Consider the following 12,057-nt stretch of genomic DNA (forward strand, 5'->3'; position numbering starts at 1 on the left):
CACGATCGACCAGGCGGTGAACACCGACGGCGCGTTCCTGGTGCGCACCACCGCCCCGGGCGCAGGGCTGACCGTGGCGCAGCCGGTCACTGTCGCCGATGGCGGCAGTCTGAGCCTGTCGGCGGCTGGGGCGTTGGCGATCAACACCGACGTGGTCGCCAAGGGCGCGGTGCCAGTGGCGCTGGCCTACGACCGCAACACCACCACGCCGGCGCCGACCGACCTGTCCTTCGCGCAAGGGCGCAGCCTGCGCTTCGCCAACGCCGACGGCAGCGCCGCCACCGCCGCGGTGACCGGCCAGGCGCTGACGATCAACGGCACGGGCTACACGCTGGTCTACACGATGGGCCAGCTGGCCGGCATCGGCCTCGGGGACCGCGTCGCGCTCGCCACCGACCTGTTCGCGACCTCCGACGGCACCGCGGGCGGCACGCCGAAGACCTACACCACTGCCGTGATCGCCGGCGGCACCACTTCGACCACCGCGCCGACGGCGTTCAGCGGCACGCTGGAGGGGCTCGGCCACACGGTGAGCAACCTGACGATCGACGGCGGGAGCAACAACTTTGTCGGCCTGATCGGCTACGCGACGGGCACGGTGCGGGACATCGGGCTGCTCGGCGGCAGCGTCAAAGGGCGGGGCGAGGTCGGCGGGCTGGTCGGGTACAACTCCGGCGGCACGGTCGCGCAGGCCTATGCAACCGGTGCCGTCTCGGGCACCGGATATGTCGGCGGCCTCGTCGGCTACAACGATCAAGGCACGATCGTGCAGGCCTACGCCACCGGCGCCGTCTCGGGAAGCGAGGACCACGTCGGCGGCCTCGTCAGCGTCAACGACAGTGGGAAGGTCACGCAATCCTACGCGACCGGCCCCGTCGCGGGCCGCGACTTCGTGGGCGGGCTCATCGGCCTCAACGACGGTGGCACGGTCAGACAAACCTACGCGACCGGTGCCGTCTCGGGATCGAGCTATGTCGGCGGGCTCATCGGGGCCAGCAACGGCACGGTCGCGCAGAGCTACTGGGACACGCAGACCAGCGGCCGGACGGACAGTTTCGGCGGGACCGGCCTGACCACGGCGCAGTTGCAGTCTGGCTCGGCCTCCGGCCTCGGCTCGGCCTTCGCGGGCGGCACGAACGGCCTCTACCCCTACCTGAAGAGCTTCTTCCCCGCCGGCGTCCAGGCCATCACCGGCACCGCGCAGACCGCGGATGGCGGAGCGTTGGCCGGCGCGCGGATCGACATCTACACGGGCGGCAATCCGGTCGGCGGCACCCTCGTCTCCGGCGCCAACGGATATGTCTATCAGCCCGTGGCGGCCGGTACGCTGCCCGCCTCCGGCAGCGTCCAGATCGGCGCCAGCCTGACGCCGAGGGGCGGCAGCGCCGTGACCGGCCTCACCTATACCGACGGGGCCACGCTCTCCGGTCCCGTCCTGGCGCTGGGCTCGATCACCGCCGGGCAGAACCGGCAGACCACGGCGCGGACACTCGCCAGCGCCTTGCCGTCCGACCTGGACGCCACCTTCGGCAGCGGCCCCCTCGCCACCCTGAGGACGGCGCTGGCCAACACCCCGCTGATCGTCACCGCCACGGGGGCGAGCTTCATCCTCGATCAAGCCCTCACCGCGAGCGCGAACGTCACCCTCGTCACGACGGGGAGCGCCGCGCCGCTCACGCTCGGCGCCAATCTCGACGTCGGGGCTGGCAACACCCTCACGCTCACCGCCGCCGGCGCGATCGACCAGACCGGTGGCACGATCACCGCGGGTACGCTGACCGGCTCGTCCGGCGGCGCCGCCACCCTGACGCAGACCGGCAACGCCATCGCCACGCTCGGACCCTTCAGCGCGGGCGGCGCGCTGTCGCTTGCCACGGCGCAAGCGCTCACCGTGGCCGGGACCGTGAGCGCGGGCCAAACCCTCTCGCTGACCTCGTCCGGAGACTTGACGCTGGCCTCCGGCGCGCAGGTCCGGGCGGCCGGGGACATCGCCCTCGCGACCTCTGGCGCCTTCGTCAACGACGCGGGCGGCGGCGCGGTGAGCTCCAGCGGCGGCCGCTGGCTGATCTATTCGGCCAACGCGGCCGGCGACACGTTCGGCGGCCTCGACAGCGGCAACACCGCCGTCTGGAACACGGCCGCCGGCGGAGCGGTGACACAGTCCGGCAACCGCTACGTCTTCGCCGAGCAGCCCACGCTGACCGTGACCACCACGGACCTGACCAAGACCTACGGCCAGGACGCCGCCGCCTCGGTGGCCGACGCCTACACGCTCACGGGCCTCCGACCCGCGGGCGCCGGTGCCTACCGCGCGGACACGGCCGCGACCGCTCTCCCGGCCGGTCAGCTGGTCACCTCCGCCGGCTCTGGGGCGCAGGCCGACGTGGCGCGTTCGCCCTACGCGATCGTCGCCGACTTCACCGGGCTGACCTCGCCGGCCGGCTACGCGCTCTCCGCCGTCAATGCCGGCCACCTCACAGTGAATCCGGCCACCATCGCGGTGTCGGGCGTCACGGGCGTCACCAAGACCTACGACGGCACCGCCGCGCTGCCGGCCGGGGCCAGCGGCGTCGCCGTCTCCGGCGTGCTGTTCGGCGACGCGGTCGACGTCAGCGCGGCGAGTGCGGCCTACGACGGCGCCAATGCCGGCAGCCACGCCGTGCTGGTCTCCGGCCTCGCGCTCACCGGCGCCAAGGCCGGCAACTACCAGCTCTCCGCCACCGCGGTCACGGGCTCGGGCACGATCGATCCCGCGGCGCTGACCATCACGGCCGCGGACCGGACCAAGACCTACGGCCAGACGCTCGACCTCGGCAGCACCGGCTTCACCGCCGCCGGCATCCTCGGCACCGATGCGGTCACCGGCGTCGGCCTGAGCAGCGCGGGGGCCGCCGCCGCGGCCGACGTGGCCGGCGGTCCCTACGCGATCACCGCCGCGAACGCGCAGGGTACGGGGCTGGCCAACTATGCGATCACCTATCGCCCAGGGCTGCTGACCGTCACGCCAGCCACCCTGACGGTGACGGGCGCGACCGGGGTCAACAAGACCTACGACGGCACCGCCGCGCTGCCGGCCAAGGCCAGCGGCGTCGCCGTCTCCGGCGTGCTGTTCGGCGACGCGGTCGACGTCAGCGCGGCGAGTGCGGCCTACGACGGCGCCAATGCCGGCAGCCGCGCCGTGCTGGTCTCCGGCCTCGCGCTCACCGGCGCCAAGGCCGGCAACTACCAGCTCTCCGCCACCGCGGTCACGGGCTCGGGCACGATCGATCCCGCAGCGCTGACATATACCGCCAATGCCGCCACCCGCGCCTACGGCGCGGCCAACCCGACGCTCACCGGTACGGTCTCCGGCTTCGTCAACGGCGAGAACCAGTCCGGCGCCACCACCGGAACGCTGGCCTTCACCACCGGGGCCACACCCGGCAGCGATGTCGGCCGCTATGCCGTCACTGGATCGGGCCTGACCGCCGTCAACGGCAACTACGTCTTCGTCCAGGCCGTGGGCAACGAGACAGCACTCGGCATCACGCCCGTGCCGATCACCGTCACCGCCAACAGCGGACGCTCAATCTACGGCGATAGCCCAGTCGATCCTGGTTGGTCGGCCACAGGCCTGCAGAATGGCCAGGGGGTGGACGTGCTCACCGGTCTGTCGAGCGGCTTCGGCCTCACCGCGGCGACCGCAGCGGGGCGCTATGCCCTGGCGGTGAGTGGCACCCTGAGCAATGGCAACTACGTCGTCACGGCGCGCAACCCCGGCGGCTTCATCATCGATCCGCGCCCGATCACGATCACGGCGGACGCCCAGACCAGGCTGTACGGCGATGCCAACCCGAGCCTGACCTACACGGTCGGCGGGCGCGGCCTCGTGGACGGCGACGCCCTCACCGGTACCCTGGCCACCATGGCCACCGGCACCAGCGCGATCGGCAGCTACGCGATCACGCAGGGCACGCTGGCCGCCTCGCCCGACTACGCCGTGACCTACCGGGGCGCCGTCCTGACCGTCACCGCGCGTTCGATCACACCCACGGTGGATGCTCAGACCCAAGCCCCCAGCAGTGCCGGCCCAACGCCGACATCCACGGTCGGCGGGCGTGGCCTCGCCGACGGCGACGCGGTCTCGGGCGGGCAGGCCGCGACGACGGCCACCCGCACCAGCGGGGTCGCCGCCGACACGACCGCCCAGGGGTCGCCAACCGACTCGGCCGGTACCGCCGTGGTTTCCCAGGCTGCTTCGAGCGATACATCCCGTGCCGGCGAGGCCGCGGCCGGCGCAACGATACAGGAAACGCCAGTCCCCGTGGCCAACGCCGTCGCGGGCTCCCAGGCCGACCTGCGTGTCACGCCGGCATCCATCGTACCCACCAACCTGGCCAACTCCCTCGTGCGGGATGTCCTCACCGCGGGGCAGCCCGCCGAGATCATCCTCACGCGCGCGGCCGACGGCACGCTCATGCTCAGCAATTCTCGGTTCGACGGAACCCGGGTCTGCCTGTCCGAGGCTGGCGGTTGCTTCGCCGTCCCGCTCGGTACCGCGCCGGGTCCGCAAGCGTCGGCCACCGACACGCTGTCCGCGCGCTGACAGCGCGGGCGCTTCCCTCGTTCCCACCCGATAGGACCGATGTCGACGCTGCCCCTGTTCTACCGCTCGGTCGTGCCCCTCGACCGGCACGCCCATCGCGCCTGGCGCCTCGCCCAGCCGCAGAGCCTCGCCTTCGCCTGCGGCAGCCACCTCGTACCCGCGCTCGTCGACGAGCTTGGGGCCGCCTGCCGCCACCTGCCCGTTGTCTTCCTGCCCGAGAGTGCAGGACCGGTGGCGGTCTTCCTAGTCGGAGCCGCACCTGAGCAATGCGGCCTGGTCGATGAGGCCGGGGCCTGGACCGCGCGCTACCTGCCGGCCTACCTGCGGCGCTTCCCCTTCATCCTCGGCGAGGGCGAAGGCGTCGAGCCGATGATCTGCATCGACGCCGAGAGCGATCTACTCCTGCCCGACGCCGCCGCGGGTCCGGGCCTGCCGCTGTTTGCCGAGGATGGCGGCGCGACCCCGCTGCTGCAGGAGCGCATCCGCCTCGTGTCCGACTACGCCGAGGCGGCTCGGCGCACCGCCGCGTTCGGACGCCTGCTGCGGGATCTCGGGGTGCTACGGCCGCTCACCGTCCGGCTGCAGCACCCGGCCACGGGCGAGGGCCACACCCTGCACGGGGTACTGGGCGTGGACGAAGCCGCGCTGGCCGGTCTGCCCGAGGCGGCGTTCGCCCAACTGCGCGGGGCGGGCTTCCTGGCGGCGGTCTACGCCCACCTGATCAGCCTGCAGGCCATCTCCGACTTCCTTCTCCCCACCGCGGCAGCACGGGCCGACGCAACGGAGCCCCCGGGCGGGGCCGTCCCTGCGCATCCCGCAAGCACCGACACCCGCACGGACGACGCAGCCTGATGCCCCTTCCGAACCTCAACCTCCGCCTGGCCGGGTGCATGATCGCGGGCCGCGGGCTTCAGCCCCTGCCTCGGCTCGCCGTACTGATGCTCGGGATGTCCGGCGGCTGGCCCGGGGCCGACGGCCTCGTGCCGGCAGTGCTCGCCCAAGCTTCGGCTAAGCCCGCAGCAGGTCCGCAGACCGGCGCGCCGTCCAAGACGCCTCCCGTGCCGGCCGAGCCGACGGCGACCACGGCGAGCTACGGCGACTGGGTGCTGCGCTGCCAGCGCCTGGGTGGTGGCAGCCAGCAGGTCTGCGAGGTCGGCCAGAGCATGCGGGTGCAGGGACAGACCGCGCCAGTGGCGCACCTGGCCATCGGCCGGCCGCCCGGCCAGGGCGGCCTGCGCGTGACCGTGCTGTTGCCACCTTCCGTCACCTTCCCCTCGAGCGTGCGGGTCGGCGAGGCCGGCCGTACCGGTGCAGATACGGCCAAGGAGACGGACCACGGGGTGGACCTGACCTGGCGGCGCTGCCTGCCGGGTGGCTGCGTTGCGGATGGGCCGGTTCAGGAACCGATCCTGCAGTCCTGGGGCAAGGCCGATGAGGCGGGCCGGATCGGGTTCCAGGACGCGGAGGGCCGCGAGGTCGCCGTACCGGTCTCGTTCCGCGGGCTCGGCCCTGCCCTCGACGCGCTCGCCCGGGAGAAATCCTGATCGCGGGGCAACGGATGCAGGCCCGAGAGGGGAGCTTCCTTCGTTCGCGTTGCTGTTCCGCCGGCGGGATTTCGGTTCAGCGAAGTGCAGGTGCCGGATCGAGAGCGCGGTCTCAGGCGTCGAATCTTTGGAACAACCGGGACTTCGATCGTTTCTCGATGTCGTGCCGCATTCCGTAACCAGCCCTTATGCGAACGGCTGCCCCTATGCCGGCCAGCCGCGCGGCCGTGCTCGGCTGGCCGCGACCCGCGCCGCGGCCGGGTCCGCTTGGACCTAGGGATCCACCGGGGGCCACGAGGATCGGCGCCCGCTTGCTGCGTGGCGGCCCCTCGAGCGCAAACAGACCGGCCGGCCGCCCGCCGCTCGTCCGGGCAACGGACCGTCCCAAGCCCTCTTGCGGCCTGACCGGAACACTCATCTCCGGCGCACGCGGATACCGGCGGGGGCGGTCCTCCACCTCCTTCTCGGCCCGCCCCCACATCCCGGCTGCGATCTGCGCGATCACCGCGGGGCCGGGGCTCACGGCACCGCCTCCGGCAGGTGCGCCGCCCGGCGCAGCTTGATCCCGTGCGCCACCGTCATCGCGGTCAGCTCGCAGTTGACTGCGCTCACCCGCGCGTCGAGCGCCTCCCAGATCGGCTGTGCCGCCTCTATCGGCACAGCCCGGCCGGCATGGATCGCGTGCAGGAGCTGATCGAGGTTCCTCCCCACCATCCGGACCTGGGATGCGAGCGCGGCCACGGTGCGCGTGTTCTCCGCCGACAGCGCCGGCCCGACATCGAGCGCCGCCCGGATCAGCCGGCGCAGCGTCTCCGCTCGGCTCAGACCGAATGCCGCCGCGGCCTCATCCGAGAGCGCACTGACCTCCGGGGTCAGGTCGATCCGGGCACGCGAACGCGCATCACCACGAGCTGTCGCGCTCGCCATGCGGAGGGCTCCGAGGGGGTGGTGGGGTCCCGGCGAAGCCGGTCCAGGTCGGGCAACGCCCGGCCTGCCAAGCAATGTGGACCCACATTGCGTATCTTGTCAATAAAACCTGGCCCCCACACCGACAGACCTACTGCCCTACAAGCCTATTTCCCTACAAATCTACTTATCTCAAAGCCTCTCAGCCTACTTGTCTCAACACCTCAAAGCCTCAAGACCTACAGATCTCAAAGTCTCAAAGCCTACAAACCTATTGACCTCCTGATCTACAAACCTCCCAGCCTACAACCTCCTGGCCTCCCAGCCTCCTGACCTACTGATGCGGCGTAGCGGTCCCTCGGTTCTGGTCGCATGGTGCATCGGCAAGCCAGGCGCCGGTTCACGCGGCGCGGGACCATCAACGCGCGGTGCCTTCGATGAGTCGACTTAATGAACGACGAGGCCGTGCAAGGCGCTGAGAAGGGCCATGCCGGCTGCGACCCTGGGCCGGGAGGAGAGAGACCACGATCGGGCCACTCCGGCGACCGACGGCGAGTTCACACGTCTCCAGGTCCGGCTCCCTGAGGAACTCGCGATCGCCTTCCGGCTCCACACCGGCGGCAGATCGAGCCGGCTCCGGACGTCATCGGGTTTAGCCGGATCACGCCGGCCGGTTCGACGACCGCTCGGCCTCGCGGCGCCACGCGTCGCGCTCGGCCTGAATCTCCTCGATGCGGGCGTGCAGCTGCCCGGCGTCGATGGCGGTCTCCATCAGCAGGTCCTGGGCGGTGCCGAGTTGCTGGCGCAGCTCGGCGTTCTCAGCGGCTAGACCCAGGAAGAAAACGGCCACGTCATCGCCCATGCATGCCTCCTCACGGCCGGGAGCAGGTGGGTTAGGCGGCTATGGTTACCGCGTCGGAAAGGATGGCGCGCCTGAAGCCGTCGGAGTGGCTTCGTCCACAGCAGGATCGTCCCGATCACAGCTGCGCTGGCGGCCGTGGGCCGACGCTCCGCGGTGTCCGGTTCCCCCGCACCGCACCGACCCTCACGCGACCGCCCGGCCTCGGCCTCACGGGCTGGGAACGGGGAACTGGCCCGGTCCCGCCTGTCGCCGCGTGTCCACCTGCGACAGCGCCGTGCGGGTCGCGAACACCTCGGGCGCATCGGCAGGGAGAACCGCCACTATAGCAGGCGTCACGGCCGCCGTCGTCAGCTCCGGTATCGCTCAGCCTGGCGTGGTTTGAGCCCCGGTCCAGGACGGGCAGGTCGTCGCTCGTCGGGTCACTCCGGAATCGGAAGCGGCGCGCTTACCCAAGCCCTGCGCCCGTGTCGACGCAGTTCACGGGCCGCCAGATTCGCACGGCCGCGCGGGATCGACCGGCTGGGTGCCGGTGAGCAGAGGCTGCGGTGATAATGTCCGGCGTTCGTCAGACCGTCCGGGTGCAGACCCTCAGCGCATGGCTCGGACCGCTCCACCACCCGCGCGGATTCTCGAACGCGGGCTTTGGTCGAGGTCGCTCGCTGCCCTCCGGCAGCTTTTTGACGGGTGGGTTATGCGCGAATCTAACAGGACTGGAATCTGAGTAGGCGTGGGGTTTGCGGATTTGCACCCTCCCCCCTCCGCCACGTCGGGGCGCGGGGACGGTTTGGGCGACGCGCTCTTGCGTGCGAGCCGCAGCCAAGCGGTCCACTCAGGGGCGACGATCCGGACGATGTTGGTGTCGTTGCGAAAGCCCGTGACGCGCCGCTCCTCGACGGTGACGAGGCCGAGCTTCTTCGCCTCGCGAATGGCGTTGCGCACGGTGGTCTCGGCCACACCGACGATCGCCGCCACGTGTCCGACCGCCAGACGGCAGTCGCCCCGGCGCGCGGTCTCGGCCGCCACCAGCGCCAGCACCGCCTGCTCGGCCAGCGTGAACCGCGCCGCGATCCCCGGCGGCAGCCGCCCTGAGGCCGCCCAGCGGCGGCGGCGCTCCATCGACGCGTCCGTGCGCGGGCGTGAGCCCACGGACCTCCCGAGGCTTCCTGAGCGATCCTGAGGGGCATCCGCCTCCCGGCCGGCCTGCGGCTCCGCCAGGCCCGTGGGCTGACCCACACGGGACACCTTGCCGGTCAGGGTGCGCGCCTCGATCAGGCCGGACAGGCGCTCGGCCTCGGACTCGGTGATCTGCCCCTCCCCGAACGCGCGCCAGAGCTGCGCGGTCACCTGCGGCAGGGTGATTCGGCTCGCGGCCTCGATCGCCCGCCTCAACTGGTCGGCAAACATCGTTCTTCGGCCCTCTTCGGGCCGCGACAGGTCGTTCTGGGCCGCCGATCAGGGCGCCCAGTCCACAGGCATAGGCCTCCCGTTGCGAAAGTTGGCGCTTTCGCTTGACGCCCGGGGGCGTCTCATGGCTTGTGAGGGGTATTCACTCCGGCCTCACAGGCCTATCGGTTTTGACGGCCCTCCAGTTTGGCGACTGGGGGGCCGTTGGCCTTTCAGGGGTCGACTTGCGGCGGCGGTGTCTCCTGATGGTGCCGGCGACTCGCGCGAGGCGATGCGTAGCCGGACAGCGCATGTCGGCTGGCACGCACGGTTAAGTCAACGTTGAGGCTTGGTTCGGATCGCTGAACGCTGTGACGGGCGAGGCTGGGTCCGAAGCGGCAGATGCGTCACGACTGGGGTGACGAGCCACCCCTTCACCGCGAGCCTCGCCCCGTTTTGGCTTCTGGTTGGAGCGTGCCTACACAAGGAACGCACGCCTTTCTGAGGCGCCTGGAGGACACGCCATGAGCTCACACGAAGTCCTGTGGTTCTTGTACGCCGCTCCGACAGCCCTCTTCGCGACCGGCGCCTTGGTTTATTACGTGGCCTCACGGTAGGCTCCAGCCGAAGCGGCCTTAAGCCGTCTCTAGAGCCCGCGCCACGGCCTCCGGCTCCTTGTCGATCACCAACAAAAGGGTACGGGCGGCGGGGTCCGGCGTGCGGCGGCTCTGCTCCCAATCACGGACGGAAGCGACAGACAGGCCGTAGCGCTGGGCGAAGCGGTCCTGTGACAGGCCAGTCCTCTTCCGGATCGCCGCGACGTCGATGGCGGGAGGCGTAAACGCCCGCGCAGGCTGCGCCTCGCCGCGCGCAATTTCTCGGGCCTCCTTGGCGCTCCGCAGCAGGCGCTCTCCGAGCTTGCTCATCAGGTCCTCCGTTTCAGCTTGGCAAGGCGTGCCGCGACACCAGCACGGTAGTCGTCCGCCAGTTCGGCGAGTTCGTCGGCAAGGGCGTTTCGTTCGGCCTTGGAGAGGTTGTCCCGCTCCCCTTTGTCGACCAGGGCCAGGAGGAAGAGAGGTACGTCGTCACCACCGTAATAGTGGATCGTTCGGTAGCCCCCGCTCTTACCCTTACCCTTGCCGGCAAAGCGCACCTTTCGTGCACCGCCGGTCCCTTTCATCACGGCACCTGCCAGGGGGTTGGAGGACAGCCACTGGACCATGGCGTCAATCTCCTCCTCGGAGAGCCCGGCACCCGCTGCATCGGCCTCGAATGTGTCGGTGGTGAGAACCGCGTGCATAACCAGTATATACGGCATTGCCGTATATACTGCAAGAGGAAGTCGAACGATCGTTTGAACCACAAGCACCGTGCTAGGCCCGGCCTTAGCCCTACACTCGCAGCAAAATCTCTGCTGACGCGTTGTCGCTTTGACGAGTTGACGTGTCAACAATTCGACGGGCTGACGGGTTGACGGGTTGACGGGTTGACGGGTCATCCTGTCGCCTTGATGAAATGTAAACCTGTGGACGTGATGTTATGGCAGATTGTCTGCTCGTCACACTGTCAGAAGGTCAACGCGATGCGCACGCTCGCCCTCGTTTCGCAGAAGGGAGGCGCCGGCAAGACGACGCTAGCCCTGCACTTGGCTGTGGCCGCGCATCGCGCTGGCCTGCAGGTTGCCATTGCCGATCTCGACCCACAGTCGTCTGCCTGGAAGTGGTCTGAGCGACGGAAGGATCACCCGGAAGCGGTTGTCACTTCGGCCGAGCAGCTCGACCATGTAAAAGCCCAGGCCGCGGCCGGCGGCCTCGACCTGCTCATCATCGACTCCGCGCCGCACGCCGATCGGCCTGCGCTCGTAGCCTGCAAGGCCGCAGACCTGATCCTGATCCCGTGCCGCGCTTCGATCCTAGACATCGACGCGATCGGCCAGACGCACGATCTCACGACGATCGCGCGCAAACCGGCGCATGTGGTCTTCAACTCGTGCAACACGTCGACGGATTACGACCTCGAGGAGGCGCGCGCCGGCCTGCGGGAGCGCGGCATCCCCGTCTACCCGAACGCGGTCTATCAACGGGTGTCCTACTCGCGGGGCTTCATCCCCGGCCGGACGGCGCAGGAGATCGAACCCGGGGGGAGGGCGGCTGCCGAAATCGACGAGCTATTCCGGTGGACCGCCGACACAATGGGCCTCCCCCTCCCACAGCCCGCTAGCATCGAGGCCGCCTGATGAACGCCGCACCCCGTTTCAGCCTCCGGGCCGCGGTGACCGACAGCGTGTCGACTGGCCGCCGCAATGATGCACCCGAGTCCGTGGAAGCCATTGAGGCCGATGCCGCTCCCGAGGCCGCCTTGCCACCGCCGCCCCGGCGGGCTCCGAAGGCTGCTGCCGAGGCGGTGCAGAGCAAGCGGCCCACCACCCGCCAGGGTGCGCGCGGCATCACCGTCTGGGTCGAACCCGAGGTCTACCGGATGATTAAGCTAGTGGGCCTCGATGCGGACATGACCACGCAGGACGTGATGATGGAGGCGATCAACGATCTCCTGGCCAAGAAGGGAAAGGGTCGCATCGCGAAGACGCGGTGACAGATCAACGCGCTGACGTGTCAACACGTCAGCAAGTAGCTATGGCGCCCCGGCCAGAACGAACGGAACAGGGTCATCATGAAATGGCTGCCCGACCAGCGCCTCCTGCTAAGCTCGACTTTGGCCAATTTTGACGGGTTGTCGAGGGTGTGAGGTGACGAAGCGGGCGTGGCGGGTAGGCTGGT

General features: G+C 70.0%; 10 protein-coding genes. 5 read left to right on the forward strand and 5 right to left on the reverse strand.

Going from position 1 to position 12,057, the window contains the following annotated elements:
• Positions 1–16: 16 nt before the first annotated feature.
• The 3 genes from FVE89_RS13605 to FVE89_RS13615 are packed head-to-tail and all read left to right on the forward strand — an operon-like array spanning position 17 to position 6,129.
• Entirely contained in the window at positions 17–4,585 is a 4,569-nt protein-coding gene (locus tag FVE89_RS13605) for an MBG domain-containing protein (RefSeq protein WP_210254055.1), read from the forward strand.
• A gap of 39 nt (positions 4,586–4,624) precedes the next feature.
• The gene (locus FVE89_RS13610; protein WP_160534479.1) at positions 4,625–5,437 is read left to right on the forward strand and encodes a SapC family protein; all 813 of its coding nucleotides are present in this window, start codon (positions 4,625–4,627) and stop codon (positions 5,435–5,437) included.
• The gene (locus FVE89_RS13615) at positions 5,437–6,129 is read left to right on the forward strand and encodes an invasion associated locus B family protein (RefSeq protein WP_246730736.1); all 693 of its coding nucleotides are present in this window, start codon (positions 5,437–5,439) and stop codon (positions 6,127–6,129) included. The genes FVE89_RS13610 and FVE89_RS13615 overlap by 1 nt, the downstream gene beginning before the upstream one ends.
• A gap of 519 nt (positions 6,130–6,648) precedes the next feature.
• Here FVE89_RS13615 and FVE89_RS13620 read toward each other — a convergent pair.
• The 5 genes from FVE89_RS13620 to FVE89_RS13640 all read right to left on the reverse strand — a co-directional run bounded on the left by FVE89_RS13620 (position 6,649) and on the right by FVE89_RS13640 (position 10,598).
• Positions 6,649–7,056: a hypothetical protein gene (locus FVE89_RS13620; protein ID WP_246730737.1), complete on the reverse strand. Its 408-nt coding sequence runs from the start codon at positions 7,054–7,056 to the stop codon at positions 6,649–6,651.
• A gap of 640 nt (positions 7,057–7,696) precedes the next feature.
• Positions 7,697–7,897 carry a hypothetical protein gene (locus FVE89_RS13625; protein ID WP_160534480.1) on the reverse strand — a complete coding sequence of 67 codons (201 nt, stop codon included), beginning with the start codon at positions 7,895–7,897 and terminating at the stop codon, positions 7,697–7,699.
• Between the two features lie 588 nt (positions 7,898–8,485).
• Entirely contained in the window at positions 8,486–9,301 is an 816-nt protein-coding gene (locus tag FVE89_RS13630; RefSeq protein ID WP_160534481.1) for a helix-turn-helix domain-containing protein, read from the reverse strand.
• A gap of 614 nt (positions 9,302–9,915) precedes the next feature.
• Positions 9,916–10,206 carry a helix-turn-helix domain-containing protein gene (locus FVE89_RS13635; RefSeq protein WP_160534482.1) on the reverse strand — a complete coding sequence of 97 codons (291 nt, stop codon included), beginning with the start codon at positions 10,204–10,206 and terminating at the stop codon, positions 9,916–9,918.
• Positions 10,206–10,598 carry a type II toxin-antitoxin system RelE/ParE family toxin gene (locus FVE89_RS13640; protein WP_342390105.1) on the reverse strand — a complete coding sequence of 131 codons (393 nt, stop codon included), beginning with the start codon at positions 10,596–10,598 and terminating at the stop codon, positions 10,206–10,208. The genes FVE89_RS13635 and FVE89_RS13640 overlap by 1 nt, the downstream gene beginning before the upstream one ends.
• Before the next feature lie 264 nt (positions 10,599–10,862).
• Here FVE89_RS13640 and FVE89_RS13645 point away from each other — a divergent pair, with 264 nt between their 5' ends.
• Together FVE89_RS13645 and FVE89_RS13650 are read left to right on the forward strand one after the other, a co-directional pair.
• Positions 10,863–11,516, forward strand: a complete 654-nt coding sequence (locus tag FVE89_RS13645) for a ParA family protein (RefSeq protein WP_160534484.1) — start codon at positions 10,863–10,865, stop codon at positions 11,514–11,516.
• A complete protein-coding gene (locus FVE89_RS13650) occupies positions 11,516–11,872 on the forward strand; it encodes a ribbon-helix-helix domain-containing protein (RefSeq protein WP_160534485.1) in 357 nt (118 codons plus the stop codon). Before FVE89_RS13645 ends, FVE89_RS13650 begins: the two co-directional genes overlap by 1 nt.
• Positions 11,873–12,057 lie beyond the last annotated feature (185 nt).

Origin of the sequence: Methylobacterium sp. 2A, assembly GCF_009806555.1 — a bacterium.
Classification (GTDB): domain Bacteria; phylum Pseudomonadota; class Alphaproteobacteria; order Rhizobiales; family Beijerinckiaceae; genus Methylobacterium.

Bases quoted from the DNA above. Each gene is read 5' to 3' on its own strand.
- FVE89_RS13620 (WP_246730737.1), bottom strand. From the start codon at position 7,056: ATGGCGAGCGCGACAGCTCGTGGTGATGCGCGTTCGCGTGCCCGGATC.
- FVE89_RS13645 (WP_160534484.1), top strand. From the start codon at position 10,863: ATGCGCACGCTCGCCCTCGTTTCGCAGAAGGGAGGCGCCGGCAAGACG.
- FVE89_RS13625 (WP_160534480.1), bottom strand. From the start codon at position 7,897: ATGGGCGATGACGTGGCCGTTTTCTTCCTGGGTCTAGCCGCTGAGAAC.
- FVE89_RS13650 (WP_160534485.1), top strand. From the start codon at position 11,516: ATGAACGCCGCACCCCGTTTCAGCCTCCGGGCCGCGGTGACCGACAGC.
- FVE89_RS13630 (WP_160534481.1), bottom strand. From the start codon at position 9,301: ATGTTTGCCGACCAGTTGAGGCGGGCGATCGAGGCCGCGAGCCGAATC.
- FVE89_RS13610 (WP_160534479.1), top strand. From the start codon at position 4,625: ATGTCGACGCTGCCCCTGTTCTACCGCTCGGTCGTGCCCCTCGACCGG.
- FVE89_RS13615 (WP_246730736.1), top strand. From the start codon at position 5,437: ATGCCCCTTCCGAACCTCAACCTCCGCCTGGCCGGGTGCATGATCGCG.
- FVE89_RS13635 (WP_160534482.1), bottom strand. From the start codon at position 10,206: ATGAGCAAGCTCGGAGAGCGCCTGCTGCGGAGCGCCAAGGAGGCCCGA.
- FVE89_RS13640 (WP_342390105.1), bottom strand. From the start codon at position 10,598: ATGCCGTATATACTGGTTATGCACGCGGTTCTCACCACCGACACATTC.